This window comes from Kitasatospora sp. NPDC101176 (genome assembly GCF_044768035.1).
GTDB lineage: Bacteria > Actinomycetota > Actinomycetes > Streptomycetales > Streptomycetaceae > Kitasatospora.
Map to the genome: position 1 here is coordinate 332,168 of NZ_JBIWPA010000002.1, position 15,562 is coordinate 347,729.

The 15,562-nt window shown below is 73.4% G+C and carries 7 protein-coding genes; 5 read left to right on the forward strand and 2 right to left on the reverse strand.

Features of this window, described 5'->3' with window-relative positions:
• Positions 1-97 precede the first annotated feature (97 nt).
• Complete coding sequence (locus ACIRS1_RS04285; protein WP_360214602.1) at positions 98-736, forward strand: TetR/AcrR family transcriptional regulator; 639 nt, start codon at positions 98-100, stop codon at positions 734-736.
• A 274-nt stretch (positions 737-1,010) separates the two neighbouring features.
• A complete protein-coding gene (locus ACIRS1_RS04290) occupies positions 1,011-2,066 on the forward strand; it encodes an endonuclease/exonuclease/phosphatase family protein (protein ID WP_360214604.1) in 1,056 nt (351 codons plus the stop codon).
• Positions 2,067-2,091: 25 nt separating this feature from the next.
• Here ACIRS1_RS04290 and ACIRS1_RS04295 read toward each other — a convergent pair whose 3' ends face one another.
• On the reverse strand, positions 2,092-3,846 hold the full coding sequence (locus tag ACIRS1_RS04295; RefSeq protein ID WP_402836677.1) for an NAD+ synthase: 1,755 nt from the start codon (positions 3,844-3,846) through the stop codon (positions 2,092-2,094).
• Positions 3,847-4,018: 172 nt separating this feature from the next.
• Between ACIRS1_RS04295 and ACIRS1_RS04300 the strand changes: the two genes are divergently transcribed.
• Positions 4,019-5,380 carry a glutamine synthetase family protein gene (locus tag ACIRS1_RS04300; protein ID WP_360214608.1) on the forward strand — a complete coding sequence of 454 codons (1,362 nt, stop codon included), beginning with the start codon at positions 4,019-4,021 and terminating at the stop codon, positions 5,378-5,380.
• Between the two features lie 196 nt (positions 5,381-5,576).
• Complete coding sequence (locus tag ACIRS1_RS04305; protein WP_402836680.1) at positions 5,577-8,609, forward strand: bifunctional [glutamine synthetase] adenylyltransferase/[glutamine synthetase]-adenylyl-L-tyrosine phosphorylase; 3,033 nt, start codon at positions 5,577-5,579, stop codon at positions 8,607-8,609.
• Between the two features lie 115 nt (positions 8,610-8,724).
• On the opposite strand, the gene ACIRS1_RS04310 is transcribed toward ACIRS1_RS04305, so the two are convergent.
• A complete protein-coding gene (locus ACIRS1_RS04310) occupies positions 8,725-9,690 on the reverse strand; it encodes a phosphatase PAP2 family protein (protein ID WP_402836682.1) in 966 nt (321 codons plus the stop codon).
• A 316-nt stretch (positions 9,691-10,006) separates the two neighbouring features.
• Here ACIRS1_RS04310 and pulA point away from each other — a divergent pair, with 316 nt between their 5' ends.
• Complete coding sequence (gene pulA / locus ACIRS1_RS04315) at positions 10,007-15,508, forward strand: pullulanase-type alpha-1,6-glucosidase (protein WP_402836684.1); 5,502 nt, start codon at positions 10,007-10,009, stop codon at positions 15,506-15,508.
• Positions 15,509-15,562 lie beyond the last annotated feature (54 nt).

Genomic DNA, 15,562 nt, shown 5'->3' on the forward strand with positions numbered 1-15,562 from the left:
CCAGGGCGGCGGCCACCGCCGGGCCCGGCCCACGGGCCACCACCGGACGACGAGCGGCGCCCGCGCGCCACGCGGACAGCGAGGGAGAACAGCGGGGATGACGACGGACACCCCGGCCGCAGGGACCGCACGACCCTGCGTCGCCGCCCGGCGCGGCCGACCGCGCAGCGAGGCCGCCGAACAGGCCATCTTCACCGCCGTCGAGGACCTGATGGCGGGCGGCACCACGCTGTCCGACCTCACCATCGAGGGCATCGCCACCGCGGCCGGCGTCGGCAAGGCCACCATCTACCGGCGCTGGCCCAACAAGGAGGCCCTGCTGGTCGACGTGGTCAGCCGGCTGGAGGTGCCGATGCCCGAGCCGACCGGCGGCACGGCCCGGGACGACCTGGTCGAGATGGTCGACTACATGCGCCGGCGCGGCCTCGCCAAGCGCAGCCGCTGGGTGCTCAAGGCCGCCTTCGGTCAGATGCACGGCCTCCCCGACCTGTACAAGGTGTACCGCGAGCGGGTGGTCAGGCCGCGCCGGGAGGCCGCGCTCGACCTCATCCGCCGGGCCGTCGACGAGGGCGTGCTCCGCGCCGACCTCGACGTGGAGCTGCTCGGCGACCTGCTGATGGGCCCGATCCTCTACCGCAGCATCCTCTGGGACGACTCCGACCTGGAGGACCCGGACCTGGCCCGCACCATGGTCGACTCACTGCTGGAGGGCCTCGCGCCGCGCGCCGCCTCCTGACCCCGGGCACTCTGACCCCGGGCACCCCGGCCCCCGTGCGCCCGGACCCCCGCCGCCGGGCCGCCCGCCGACCGTCCACCGACCGCCCGGCGGCGCCCGACGTGGCCTGGCTCACCAAAGCGGGCCACGCCGGAACCCGCTCCGCCGGGCCCCGCGTCTGTCCCGGCATAGGCTGAGCCGGTATCCGAACGAACCGGCACCGGTCCGGCACACGCCCGTGAACCCGCGGGCCGGACCCCGGAGCGGCGGACGGCACGACAGGCGGGAGCCACGGATGACGCAGGCGGACAGGACCGACCGGACCACGGCCGCGGAGCGGGGGGAGCAGGACGCCCCGGAGCCCGTCGACCGTCCCGGAGGATTCCTGGGCCTGCGGCACTGGGGCCGGGACGGCCGCGGCAGCACCACCTGGCGCCGCGGACTGGTCGTCGCCGCACTCGCCGTGCTCACCGCCGCCCTGCTGGCGTTCCACGCCGAGGTCCCCAACAGCGTCGGCAACCTCGGCAGCCTGCTGGAGACCTTCCTGCCCTGGCTGGGCCTGGCCGTCCCGGTGCTGCTGGTGCCCGCGCTGCTGCGCCGCTCCGCCACCGCGCTGATCGCCCTGCTGCTGCCCGTCGCGATCTGGCTCAACCTGTTCGGCGGCCTGCTCAGCGACAAGAACGGAGGCTCCGGCGACTTCACGGTGGTCAGCCACAACGTCGCCGCCGCCAACACCGACGTGCCCGGCACCGTCCGCGGGCTGGTCGCCTCGGGCGCCCAGATCATCGCCCTCCAGGAACTGGCCGGCAAGCCGCTGCACTCCTACGAGACCGGGCTCGCCGAGGCGTACCCGTACCACGCGGTGGAGGGGACGGTCGGCCTCTGGTCGAAGTACCCGATCAGCGGGGTCTCGCCGGTGGACCTCAGGATGGGCTGGACCAGGGCGTTCCGGGCCCAGGTCGCCGCCCCGCAGGGCCCGGTCGCGGTGTACGTCGCGCACCTGCCCTCCGTCCGGCTGAAGGCCGAGGGCGGCTTCACCGTCCACCAGCGGGACGTCAGCGCGCAGGCGCTCGGCGACGCGATCCAGGCCGAGCAGGTGAAGAAGGTCCTGCTGCTCGGGGACCTCAACGGCACCATGAACGACCGCAGCCTGGCGCCGGTCACCTCGCAGATGCGCTCGGCCCAGGGCGCCGCCGGGGACGGCTTCGGGTTCAGCTGGCCGGCGGCCTTCCCGATGGCCAGGATCGACCAGATCATGAGCAAGGGCGGCCTCAAGCCGGTGGACTCCCGCACCCTGCCCCAGGACGGCAGCGACCACCTCGCGGTGGCCGCCACCTACCGGTTCCAGTAGCCCCGGCAGCCGTCCGCGAGACGTCTCAGCCGCGCCGCCAGCGGTTGGTGATCGGCAGGCGGCGGTCCCGGCCGAAGTTCTTCACCGAGATCTTGGGGCCCGGCGGGTACTGCCGCCGCTTGTACTCGGCGGTGTCCACCAGCCGGACCACACGGTCCACCACGGCGGGGTCGAAACCGGCCGCGACGATCGCGTCCCGGCCCTCGTCGCCCTCGATGTAGCGGTCCAGGACGCTGTCCAGCAGGTCGTAGTCGGGCAGCGAGTCGGTGTCCTTCTGGTCCGGCCGCAGCTCGGCGGACGGCGGCTTGGAGATGGTGTTCTCCGGGATCGGCGGCACCTCGCCGCGCCGCTCGGCCTCCTCGTTGCGCCAGCGGGCCAGCCGGAACACCAGGGACTTGTAGACGTCCTTGATCGGCCCGTACGCGCCCACCGAGTCGCCGTACAGGGTCGAGTAGCCGACGGCCAGTTCGCTCTTGTTGCCGGGCGCGAGCACGATGTGCCCCTCCTGGTTGGAGATCGCCATCAGCAGCGTGCCGCGCAGCCGGGACTGCAGGTTCTCCTCGGCCAGGCCGGTCAGTTCGGTGGCGGCCACGTACGCGTCGAACATCGGCGCGATGGAGACGGTCCGCAGGTGCAGGCCGGTGCGGCGGGCCAGTTCGGCCGCGTCGTCCTGGGAGTGCTGGGAGGAGTAGCGGCTGGGCATCGAGACGCCGTACACGTTCCCGGCGCCGATCGCGTCCACCGCGATCGAGGCCACGAGCGCCGAGTCGATGCCGCCGGAGAGGCCGATCAGCACCGACCGGAAGCCGTTCTTGGTGACGTACGCCCGGGTGCCGGAGACCAGCGCGGCCCAGATCTCGGCCTCGTCGGACAGCCGCGGCGCGACCCCGGCGGCCGCCGGGAGGGCGGGTGCGTCCCGCGGGCCGCCGTCCAGCTCGGTGCGGACCAGGTGCAGCCCGTCGCTCAGCAGCAGGCCGTCGGTGTGGTCGCTGCTGGCGGCCGGCAGGTCGAGGTCCAGCACCAGCAGGTGCTCCTCGAACTGCGGGGAGCGGGCCAGCACTTCGCCGTCCGCGCCGACCACGATCGAGTCGCCGTCGAAGACCAGCTCGTCCTGGCCGCCGACCATGTTGACGTACGCCAGGGTGCAGCCCGCCTCGGCGGCCCGGCGCCGGACCAGCTCCAGCCGCTGGTCGTCCTTGTTCCGCTCGTACGGCGAGCCGTTGACCACCAGCAGCAGCCCGGCCCCGGCCTCGCGGGCCGCGGTGACCCGGCCGCCGTCCTGCCAGATGTCCTCGCAGACGGCCAGCGCGACGTCCACCCCGTGCACCCGCAGCACCGGCAGCTGGTCGCCCGGGACGAACCAGCGGTACTCGTCGAACACGCCGTAGTTGGGCAGGTGGTGCTTGGCGAAGCGGGTCACCACCTCGCCCCGGTGCAGCACGGCGGCGCAGTTCTGCGGGGACCCGGCCGGGCGGCCGAAGCGCGGCGAGGCGTGCTCCGAGCGTCCGAGGTAGCCGACCACGACGGGCACCTCGCCCAGTCCGCCGGCCGCCAGGCGCCCGGCCAGCCCGACCAGCGCGGTGCGGGACGCCTCGACGAAGGAGCGGCGCAGGGCGAGGTCCTCGACGGGGTAGCCGGTCAGGACCATCTCGGGGAAGGCGACCAGCTGGGCGCCGGCCGCCACGGCCTGCTCGGTCCAGCGCACCACCTCATCGCTGTTGCGGGCGATGTCACCGACCCACGGGTCGATCTGGCTCAGGGCGAGACGGAGATTGGGCATGCCCCGAGTGTAATCGTCGATCTGACGCAATGTGCGGTCCGAGGGGGCGGAACGGGGGTCGGCGCTGCCGTCCGGGCCGGTGATCGGCCATGATGGGGGCAGTCGCCTCCGGATCTCCCGAGGGTTCTCCGGGCGTAACACGAGCGTAAAGAGCAGAGGTGAGACTGTCCCCATGGGCAAGCAGCAGCAGTTCGTGCTTCGGACGCTCGAAGAGCGTGACATCCGGTTCGTCCGGCTCTGGTTCACCGACGTGCTCGGGTTCCTCAAGTCGGTGGCGGTGGCACCGGCCGAACTGGAACAGGCCTTCGAGGAGGGCATCGGCTTCGACGGTTCGGCGATCGAGGGCTTCGCCCGGGTCTACGAGTCCGACATGATCGCCAAGCCGGACCCGACCACCTTCCAGATCCTGCCGTGGCGCTCCGAGACCCCCGGCACCGCCCGGATGTTCTGCGACATCCTGATGCCCGACGGCTCGCCCTCCTTCGCGGACCCCAGGTTCGTGCTCAAGCGCACCCTGGAGAAGGCCTCCGACCAGGGCTTCACCTTCTACACCCACCCCGAGATCGAGTTCTTCCTGCTGAAGAACCTGCCCGGCGACGGCACCCCGCCGATCCCCGCCGACCAGTCCGGGTACTTCGACCACACCCCGCGCGGCGTCGGCCACGACTTCCGCCGCCAGGCCATCACCATGCTGGAGTCGATGGGCATCTCGGTGGAGTTCTCCCACCACGAGGGCGCCCCCGGCCAGCAGGAGATCGACCTGCGCTACGCCGACGCGCTGTCCACCGCCGACAACATCATGACCTTCCGTCTGGTCATGAAGGAGGTCGCGCTGGAGCAGGGCGTGCACGCCAGCTTCATGCCGAAGCCCTTCTCCGACCACCCGGGCTCCGGCATGCACACCCACCTCTCGCTGTTCGAGGGCGACCGCAACGCCTTCCACGAGACGGGCGCCGAGTACCAGCTCTCCAAGGTCGGTCGCTCCTTCATCGCCGGCCTGCTCAAGCACGCCGCCGAGACCGCCGCCGTCACCAACCAGTGGGTGAACTCCTACAAGCGCATCTGGGGCGGCTCCCAGCGCACCGCCGGCGCCGGCGGCGAGGCCCCCTCGTACATCTGCTGGGGCCACAACAACCGCTCGGCGCTGATCCGGGTGCCGATGTACAAGCCCGGCAAGCAGGGCTCCACCCGGGTCGAGGTCCGCTCCCTCGACACCGGCTGCAACCCGTACCTCGCCTACGCCGTCACCCTCGCGGCCGGCCTCAAGGGCATCGAGGAGGGCTACGAGCTCCCGCCCGGCGCCGACGACGACGTCTGGGCGCTCTCCGACTCCGAGCGCCGCGCCCTCGGCATCCAGCCGATGCCGCAGAACCTCGGCGAGGCGATCGACCTGATGCAGCGCAGCGAGCTCGTCGCCGAGACCCTCGGCGAGCACGTCTTCGACTTCTTCCTGCGCAACAAGCGCCAGGAGTGGGAGGAGTACCGCTCCGAGGTCACCCCCTTCGAGCTGCGCAAGAACCTGCAGGTGCTGTGAGCGGCTGACCTTCGGTCGAACGGCCGGGGCCCGCTGTCGTCCGACCGGATGACGGCGGGCCGTCCCGTGTGGGGGGGGCGACTCCCCGGCGGCCCCCCGCCGGGTGGCTCCCCGCCCGGTGGGGCCGTCCGGCGCTCGCGCCCGGCGGCGGGCCGCGCGGGCGCGTAACCTGCTGGGGCGGACGGATGGAGGGGCCATGGCGGTGGAGGAGCAGCGGGCCGGGAGCCGGGTCAGCCGGCCGGAGATCAGGCTGGTCCGGCGCGGGTTCACCGACCCGGCGCAGGCGGTGCGGCTGCTGGCCGGTCCGGGACTGGAGGGCCTCGCCGACGACCCGGTGCTGCTGGACGCGCTCGGTGCCACCGCCGACCCCGACCTCGCCCTGCTCGGCCTGGCCCGGCTGCTGGAGGCCGCCGACGAGGCGGACCGGCACACCCTGCGCGACACCCTGACCACCTCCAAGCCGCTGCGCGACCGGCTGCTCGGCGTGCTCGGCGTCTCCACCGCGCTCGCCGACCACCTCGCCCGCCACCCGCACGACTGGCACGTGCTGGTCACCTTCGAGCTGCGCGACATGCACCCGGGCCCGGAGGACTTCCGCCGCGCGCTCGCCGAGGGCGTCCAGGACGGCGGTCGGCAGGGCGCGCGCACCCCGGCGGACGCCCTGCGCACGGCCTACCGCCGCTGCCTGCTCGCCATCGCGGCCCGCGACCTCACCGGCACCACCGACCTCGCGCAGACCGCCGCCGAACTCGCCGACCTGGCCGGCGCCACCCTGCAGACCGCCCTGGACCTCGCCGCCGAACAGGACCCGGACGCGGCCCGGGCCTGCCGGCTCGCCGTGATCGGGATGGGCAAGTGCGGCGGCCGGGAGCTCAACTACGTCTCGGACGTGGACGTCATCTTCGTCGCCGAGCCGCGCGAGGGCGTGGACGAGCACGTGGCGGTCCGGGCCGCCACCCGGCTGGCCGCGGCCCTCACCCGGCTCTGCTCGGACACCACCGGTGAGGGCACCATCTGGCCGGTGGACGCCAACCTGCGCCCCGAGGGCCGCAACGGCCCGCTGGTGCGCACCCTGGCCAGCCACCTCGCCTACTACCAGCGCTGGGCGAAGACCTGGGAGTTCCAGGCGCTGCTCAAGGCCCGCCCCGTCGCCGGGGACGCCGAGCTCGGCGCCGCGTACGTCGAGGCGCTCGCACCGATGGTCTGGCAGGCCGCCGCCCGGGAGAACTTCGTCACCGACGTGCAGCAGATGCGCCGCCGGGTGATCGACTCGATCCCCGCCACCGAGCTGGACCGCCAGCTCAAGCTCGGCCCGGGCGGGCTGCGGGACGTCGAGTTCTCGGTGCAGCTGCTCCAGCTGGTGCACGGCCGCACCGACCGGGCGCTGCGCAGCGGCAACACCCTGGAGGCGCTGGCCGCGCTCTCCCGCGGCGGGTACGTCGGCCGGGCGGACGCCGCCTCGCTGGACACTGCCTACCGCTTCCTGCGCTCGCTGGAGCACCGGATCCAGCTGCACCGACTGCGCCGCACCCACCTGATGCCGACCGGCGAGGAGGACCAGCGCCGGCTGGCCCGGTCGCTGACCGGGCTGATCAACGACGACACCCGCTCGGACCCGGTGGCCGCGCTGCAGCGCGAGTGGAAGCGGCACGCGGTGGAGGTGCGCCGCCTGCACGAGAAGCTGTTCTACCGGCCGCTGCTGGACGCCGTCGCCGAGCTGCCGGCGGGCGCGACCGGGCTCACCCCGGACGCGGCCCGGGCCCGGCTGGAGGCGCTGGGCTACGCGGATCCGGCCGCCGCGCTGCGCCACCTCAGTGCGCTCGCCTCCGGGGTGAGCCGCAAGGCCGCGATCCAGCGCACCCTGCTGCCGGTGCTGCTCGGCTGGTTCGCCGACTCGGCCGACCCGGACGCCGGTCTGCTCAACTTCCGCCAGGTCTCCGACGCGCTCGGCCGCACCCCCTGGTACCTGCGGCTGCTGCGGGACGAGAGCGCCGCCGCCGAGCAGTTGGCCCGGGTGCTGTCGGCCGGCCGGCTCGCCCCCGACCTGCTGCTGCGGGCCCCGGAGGCGGTGGCCATGCTGGGGGACCCGCAGGGCCTGGAACCGCGCGGCCGGGCCGCCCTGCAGCAGGAGGTGCTGGCCGCCGTCGGCCGCGCCGGCTCCACCGCCGCGGCCGTGGCGGCCGCCCGTTCGGTGCGCCGCCGGGAGCTGTTCCGGACCGCCGCCGCGGACGTCCTGGGCCGGCTCGGCGAGGACCCGGCCGAGGCGCTGGACGCCGCGGGGGAGGCGCTGACCGCGATCAACGCGGCCACCCTGCAGGGCGCGCTGCGCGCCTGCGTGGCCGGCTGGGAGGCCGAGCACGGGGACCTGCCGACCCGGATCGCGGTGATCGCGATGGGCCGCCTCGGCGGCCGCGAGCTGGGCTACGGCTCGGACGCCGACGTGCTCTTCGTCCACGAGCCGCTGCTCGGCTCGCTGGACGAGGACGCGGCCCGGGCCGCCCAGGCCGTCTGCCACGAGCTGCGGACGCTGCTGGGCGCGCCGTCCACCGAGCCGCCGCTGCTGGTCGACGCCGACCTGCGGCCGGAGGGGCGCAGCGGCCCGCTGGTGCGCACCCTCGCCTCGTACGCGGCGTACTACCGGCGCTGGTCGCACGCCTGGGAGAGCCAGGCGCTGCTGCGCGCCGAGCCGGTGGCGGGGGACGAGGACCTGGGGGCCCGCTTCCGGCAGCTGGTGGACCCGCTGCGCTACCCGGGCACCGGAGTGCCGGAGCGGGACCTGATGGAGATCCGCCGGATCAAGGCGCGGATCGAGGCGGAGCGGTTGCCGCGCGGGGCCGACCCGACCACCCACACCAAGATCGGTCGCGGCGGGCTGGCGGACGTCGAGTGGACGGTGCAGCTGCTGCAGCTCCAGCACGGGCACGAGCTGCCGGCCCTGCGCACCACCCGGACCAGGGCGGCGCTGGCGGCCGCCGCAGGGGCCGGTCTGGTCGATCCGGCCGACGCGGAGGTGCTGGACGCGGCCTGGGTGCTGGCGTCCCGGGTGCGGTCGGCGGTGATGCTGGTGCGCGGCCGGCCGGGCGACAGCTTCCCCGGGGAGGCCCGGGAGCTGGCGGGGGTGGCCCGCTACCTCGGGTACGGGGCCGGGCACAGCGGGGAGCTGGTGGACGACTACCGGCGCACCACCCGGCGGGCCCGGGCGGTGGTGGAGCGGCTGTTCTACGGCTGAGCCCGGAGGCGCGAGGACCACGGGTGAGCCCGGAGGCGCCAGGGCGCGGGTGGTCCCGGACGCACCGGAGGGGCCCCGGTCGGGGCCCCTCCTGGTGGGTGGTGCGGGCGGGCGGTTACCGTCGGGCGCTGCTGACAGCGGGCTCGCTCCACTGCTCCGGGACGGTGATCGGCTCCTCCGCCGTCTCCCGGTCGGGCACCTGTGGCAGCCGGTACGCCCAGGAGTGGTAGAGCCAGCGGGCGGCGAGGAAGCCCACGGCCAGGCAGATCTCGCCGCCGACGGCGTCCATCCAGAAGTGGTTGGCGGTGGAGACGATGACCACCAGGGTGGCCGCCGGGTAGAGCAGGCCGAGCACCCGCACCCACGTCCGGCGGGCCAGGAAGAAGATCGCCAGGCCGCACCACATCGACCAGCCGATGTGCATCGAGGGCATCGCCGCGTACTGGTTCGAGACGTGGGCGGCGGGCCCGGAGGCCATCGAGCCCCAGGTGCCGTGGGCCTTCACGGTGTCGATGAACCCGCCGTCGGTCATCAGCCGGGGCGGTGCCAGCGGGAAGAAGTAGAAACCGACCAGGGCGATCGCGGTGGTGACGAAGAGCACCGTGCGGGCGGCCGCGTAGCGGCCGGGGTGGCGCCGGTACAGCCAGACCAGCACGCCGATCGTGACGACGAAGTGCAGTGTGGCGTAGTAGTAGTTCATCCCGGTGATGAGCCACCCGACGCTGTCCACGCCGTGGTTGATCGAGCGCTCGACGGCGATGCCCAGGTGCTGTTCGAGGTCCCAGATCCACGTCGTGTGCTTCTGGGCCGTCGTCGCCTGCTCGGGGACGGCGTTGCGCACGATCGAGTAGATCCAGTAGCTGATCCCGATCAGGGCCAGCTCGAACCAGAGCCTCGGCCGGGCCGGTGAGCGGCGCTGGTCGCGGATGCGGCCGCGCAGCGCGGCGGTGCGGGACCGTGCGACGCGGGTGGCTCCGTCGGGCAGGCGCCCGGGGGAGGCCGGCCGTGCGTCGGAGCCGTCGCCGTGCGCCGCGTCGGCGCGCTCGGTGCGGCGCTGCTGGATCTCGGTCGGTTCCCCCATGGTCGAGAAGTCTGCCAGACCTCCCGTCGCCGTCTGCTCATCCTCCGGCAGTGGATTCTTCACCGGTTGTCCCCCTTGAGGGCTAGGGGCCGGCTCCCACCGGGGGAGGGGGTGCGATCGGGTCTGGTGGCTACCGGTGGGACGGACATACGTCCCATTGTCACGCCGCCCGCTCGAAGGGAGTAATCGGGGTGGTCGAGAGGGCCTCGGGCCTGCGTTTTCCCGGGACGAAACGGTTTCTGCATCTTGCTGAAACATATTGCAGGCCGCTAGCTTCCAGGGAACTCGATCGCCCTTCCCCTAAGGGAGACCCTCAGTGGCCGATGCCCGGCTCCACCCGCCGCGGAGCACCCACCGACGCAGACCCGGCCGCACGGCCGTCCTGCTGGCCGCCGCACTGACCGCAGCCACCCTCGGCGGCGCCCCCGCCGCCCTGGCCGCCGCCCCGCCGGCCCCGCCCTCGGACGCCGCCCTGGCGGCCACCGCCGGGCGGCACGACCTCACCCGGGAACAGTTCTACTTCGTCCTGCCCGACCGCTTCGCCAACGGCGACACCCGCAACGACACCGGAGGCATCACCGGCGGGCGGATGGACAACGGCTTCGACCCCGCCGACAAGGGCTTCTACCACGGCGGCGACCTGGCCGGCCTGATCCAGCGGCTCGACTACATCCAGGACCTCGGCACCACCGCGATCTGGATGGCCCCGATCTTCAAGAACAAGCCGGTGCAGGGCACGGGTGACCAGGCCTCGGCCGGCTACCACGGCTACTGGATCACCGACTTCACCCAGGTCGACCCGCACTTCGGCACCAACGAGCAGCTCAAGGAACTGATAGCCAAGGCCCACGCCCGCGGCATCAAGGTCTTCTTCGACGTCATCACCAACCACACCGCCGACGTCGTCGACGCCGCCGAACAGCAGCACGCCTACCGCTCCACCGGCGCCTACCCGACGCTCGACGCCGACGGCAACCCCGTCGACGAGACCGCGGTCGCCGACTCCGCGGCGCCCTGGCCGCGGATCACCAAGGACTCCTTCCCCTACACCCCGGTCCTGCGCACCCCCGCAGACGCCACCGCCAAGACCCCGTCCTGGCTCAACGACCCCTCGCTCTACCACAACCGCGGCGACTCGACCTTCGTCGGCGAGTCCGCCACCGAGGGCGACTTCAGCGGCCTGGACGACCTCGACACCCAGAACCCCAAGGTGGTCAAGGGCTTCGAGAAGGTCTACCAGCAGTGGGTCCAGGACACCGGCGTGGACGGCTTCCGGATCGACACCGTCAAGCACGTCAACATGGCGTTCTGGCAGCAGTGGGCCCCCGCCCTCAAGGACTTCGCCGCCAAGCAGGGCAACAAGCGGTTCTTCATGTTCGGCGAGGTCTACTCCGGCGACCCGGCGACCACCTCGCCGTACGTCACCAAGGGCAGGCTCCAGGCCACCCTGGACTTCCCGTTCCAGGGCGCGGCCCGCTCCTACGTCTCCCAGGGCGGCTCGGCCCGCAACCTCGCCGACGTCTACGGCCAGGACTACCGCTACACCACGGCCGACACCGACGCCTACGAGCTGCCCACCTTCCTCGGCAACCACGACATGGGCCGGTTCGGCTCCTTCCTGCTCGCCGACAACCCCGGCGCCGACGACGCCACCCTGCTGAAGAAGGACCGGCTCGGCAACGAGCTGCAGTTCCTCACCCGCGGCCAGCCCGTCGTCTACTACGGCGACGAGCAGGGCTTCACCGGAGCGGGCGGCGACAAGGACGCCCGGCAGGACGTGTTCGCCTCCGCCACGCCCTCCTACAACACCGACCGCGTGCTCGGCGGCGCCACCGGCCCGGCCGACCGCTACGGGCAGGGCGGCCCGCTCTACCGGGGCGTCGCCGCCCTGGCCGCGCTGCGCCGGGAGAACCCGGCCCTCGCCGACGGCGCCCAGATCGAGCGCTACGCGGCCGACGGCCCCGGGGTCTACGCCTTCTCCCGGATCGACGCCGGGCAGCAGGTCGAGTACCTGGTGGCGGTCAACAACGCCACCGAGGCGAAGACCGTCACCCTCGACACCTTCTCGGCCGGGACGGGCTTCGACCGGATCTACCCGTCGGCGGGGGAGCGGGTCACCAGCGGCGCGGACCGCAAGGTCACCGTCACCGTGCCCGCGCTCTCCTCGGTCGTCCTCAAGGCCGGCGCCCGGCTCGCCGCCCCCGCCGCCGGCCCGCAGCTCTCGCTGCAGCCGCCCGCGGACGGCTCGACCGGCCTCGTCACGGTCGGCGCCACGACCGGCGGCGGCTTCGACCGCGTCAGCTTCGCCGCCCAGATCGGCACCGGGCCCTGGCAGACCCTGGGCACCGCCGACACCGGGAAGTACCTCGTCACCCAGGACCTGAGCGCCGTCGCCCCCGGCACGGTCGTCCGCTACAAGGCCGTCGTGCAGGACTCCGCCGGCCGGCTGCGCTCCGCCACCGCGAGCTTCACCACCGGCACCCCCGCCCCCAAGCCGCTGCCCACGGCCGGCTCCCGCCCGTACGCCGTCGTCCACTACAAGCGCCCGGACGGCGACTACGACGGCTGGAACCTCTACGCCTGGGGCGACCTCGCCGACGGCGAATCCACCCCGTGGCCGGCCGGGCACGCCTTCACCGGCCGCGACGCGTACGGCGCCTTCGCGTACGTGCGGCTCAAGCCGGGCGCCTCGGACGTCGGCTTCATCGTCGAGAAGAACGGCGTCAAGGACGTCGACGCCGACCGGCACGTCGACGTCGGCAGCACCGGTGAGGTCTGGCTCGCCCAGGGCGACCCGGCCGTCCGCACCGCGAACCCCGGACCGACGGGCACGCCGCCGGCGAACACCGCCGTCATCCACTACAACCGGGCCGACGGCGACTACGACGGCTGGGGCCTGCACGACTGGACCGGCGCCGCCACCCCCACCGACTGGGGCAAGCCGCTGACGCCGGCGCGCCGCGACGCCTTCGGCGCCGTCTTCGAGGTGCCGCTGGCCCCCGGCGCGACCAGCCTCAGCTACATCCTGCACAAGGGCAACGACAAGGACCTGCCCGCCGACCAGTCGCTGGACTTCGCGGTCGACGGCCGCGAGATCTGGATCCTCGGCGGCCGCGAGGGCCACCTGCTGCCGCAGAACGCCGCCTCCTCCTCGCAGATCGACCTCGGCACCGCCAAGGCGCAGTGGATCGACGCGAGGACCGTCGTCGTCCCGGCGAACCACGGCGCGAGCGACCAGGCCCTCGCCGGCGGGACCAGCGCCCAGCTGGTCTACGACCCCGCGGGCGGCATCAAGGCCGACAAGGGCGTGCTGACCGGGCCCGGCCGGTGGATCCGGCTCACCCCCGTCCAGGGCGGGCTGACCGCGGCGCAGAAGGCCGCGTTCCCGCACCTGGCCGGCTACCGGGCCTTCACCGTGGACGCCCGGGACACCGCCCGCGTCCCGGCGGCGCTGCGGAGCCAGCTGCTGTTCACCGAGCACCTGCCCAGCGGAGCCGTGCTCGCCGCCACCGGTGTGCAGACCCCCGGCGTCCTGGACGACCTGTACGCCCGGCGGACGGGGAAGGTCGACTTCGGGCCGGCGTACTACGACGGCAAGGTGGCGCTCTCGCTCTGGGCGCCGACCGCGCAGGAGGTGTCCGTCCAGGTCTTCGACGGCGCCACCGGCGGCACCCCGCGGACGCTCCCGCTGAAGCGGGACGACGAGACCGGCGTCTGGGAGGTCGTCCGCGACAAGGCCGAACTGGACGGCAAGTACTACCTGTACCAGGTGAAGGTCTGGGCGCCCTCGGTGCAGCAGCTGGTGGTCAACACCGTCACCGACCCCTACTCCGTCGCGCTGTCCACCGACTCCCGGCGCAGCCTGGTCGCCGATCTCGACGCCGGGGCGCTCAAGCCGCAGGGCTGGGACGACCACGCCCGCCCGAAGGCCGTCCCCGCCGCCCAGCAGCAGATCCAGGAGCTGCACGTCCGCGACTTCTCCGTCGAGGACGGCACCGTGCCGGCGGCCGAACGCGGCACCTACCTGGCGTTCACCGAGTCGCAGTCCGCCGGCATGCAGCACCTGCGGGACCTCGCCAAGGCCGGCGTGACGACGATCCACCTGCTGCCGACCTTCGACATCGCCACCATCCGGGAGAACCGGGCCGAGCAGAAGCTGCCGGCCTGCGACCTCAAGTCCCTCCCGGCGGACGGCCCGAAGCAGCAGGAGTGCGTGGCGGCGGTCGCCGCCGACGACGCCTACAACTGGGGCTACGACCCGCTGCACTACAACGTGCCCGAGGGCTCGTACGCGACGGACCCCGAAGGCACCGCCCGTACGGTGCAGTTCCGGTGGATGGTGCAGGCGATCCACCAGGCCGGCCTGCGGGTCGTGCTGGACGTCGTCTACAACCACACCGCCGCCGGCGGTCAGGCCGAGCACTCGGTGCTCGACCGGGTGGTGCCCGGCTACTACCAGCGGCTGGACGCCGACGGCAGGATCACCACGGACAGCTGCTGCGCCGACACCGCGCCCGAGCACGCCATGATGAACCGGCTGGTGGTCGACTCGGTGACGACCTGGGCCCGCGAGTACAAGGTCGACGGGTTCCGCTTCGACCTGATGGGCCTGGACCCGAAGTCCACCATGCTCGACGTGCAGGCCGCGCTGCGGAAGATGACGCCCGACTCCGACGGTGTGGACGGGAAGAACGTCCTCCTCTACGGCGAGGGCTGGAACTTCGGCGTCGTCGCGAACGGCGCCCGCTTCGAGCAGGCCACCCAGCTCACCATGGCCGGCACCGGCATCGCGACCTTCGACGACCGGATCCGGGACGCCGCCCGCGGCGGCAACTTCATGCTCTCCTCCGCACCCCAGCAGGGCTTCGCCTCGGGCCTGTACACCGACCCGAACGGCTCGCCCGCGAACGGCACCGCGGACGAGCAGAAGGCCCGACTGCTCCACCAGATGGACCAGTTGAAGGTCGGACTGACCGGCAACCTGGCCGGGTACTCCTTCACCGACAGCCGGGGCCGGAGCGTCACCGGCGCCCAGGTCGACTACAACGGCGCCCCGACCGGGTACGCGGCCGTGCCGGGCGAGGCGGTGGAGTACGTGGACGCCCACGACAACACCGACCTGTTCGACGCGCTCGCCTACAAGCTGCCGGCCGGCACCGCGCCCGCCGACCGGGCCCGGATGCAGGCGCTCGGGCTCTCGCTCACCGCGCTCACCCAGGGGGCGGGCTTCGCCCAGGCCGGCAGCGACCAGCTGCGCTCCAAGTCGCTGGACGCCAACTCCTACGACTCGGGCGACTGGTTCAACGCGATCCACTGGGACGCGGCGGACGGCAACGGCTGGGGACGGGGGCTGCCGCCCGCGGCCGACAACAAGGACCTGTGGCCCACCGCGAAGTCCCTGCTGGCGAACCCCCGGCTCACCGTGGGGGCGGCCGACATCCGCGCGACCGCCGCGCAGTACCAGCAGTTCCTGCGGATCAAGCAGTCCTCGCCGCTGTTCTCGCTGCCCACCCTGGCGGCGGTCCAGCAGCGGCTCTCCTACCCGCTCTCCGGCACGTCCGGCGAGACGCCCGGGGTGATCACCCTGCACCTGGACGGCACCGGGCTGAAGGGGGCGGAGAAGGGCGTCACCGTGGTCTTCAACGCCACGCCCACCGCGCAGACGCAGACCGTGGCGGCCCTGAAGGGGACGGCCCAGGCCCTGCACCCCGTCCAGGCGGGCGGCACGGACCAGGTGGTCAAGCAGTCCGGTTTCGAGGCCGCGACGGGCACCTTCACCGTGCCCGGTCGCACCGTGGCGGTGTTCGTCCAGGGGTGATCCCGGAGCCGATCGGACCGTAACCGGAACTCACGGGTCCCGCACCGCCGTTGT

What these genes read in the sequence shown, in the direction of transcription:
- ACIRS1_RS04285 (WP_360214602.1), top strand. Translation starts at nt 98, where the DNA reads ATGACGACGGACACCCCGGCCGCAGGGACCGCACGACCCTGCGTCGCC.
- ACIRS1_RS04290 (WP_360214604.1), top strand. Translation starts at nt 1,011, where the DNA reads ATGACGCAGGCGGACAGGACCGACCGGACCACGGCCGCGGAGCGGGGG.
- ACIRS1_RS04295 (WP_402836677.1), bottom strand. Translation starts at nt 3,846, where the DNA reads ATGCCCAATCTCCGTCTCGCCCTGAGCCAGATCGACCCGTGGGTCGGT.
- ACIRS1_RS04300 (WP_360214608.1), top strand. Translation starts at nt 4,019, where the DNA reads ATGGGCAAGCAGCAGCAGTTCGTGCTTCGGACGCTCGAAGAGCGTGAC.
- ACIRS1_RS04305 (WP_402836680.1), top strand. Translation starts at nt 5,577, where the DNA reads ATGGCGGTGGAGGAGCAGCGGGCCGGGAGCCGGGTCAGCCGGCCGGAG.
- ACIRS1_RS04310 (WP_402836682.1), bottom strand. Translation starts at nt 9,690, where the DNA reads ATGGGGGAACCGACCGAGATCCAGCAGCGCCGCACCGAGCGCGCCGAC.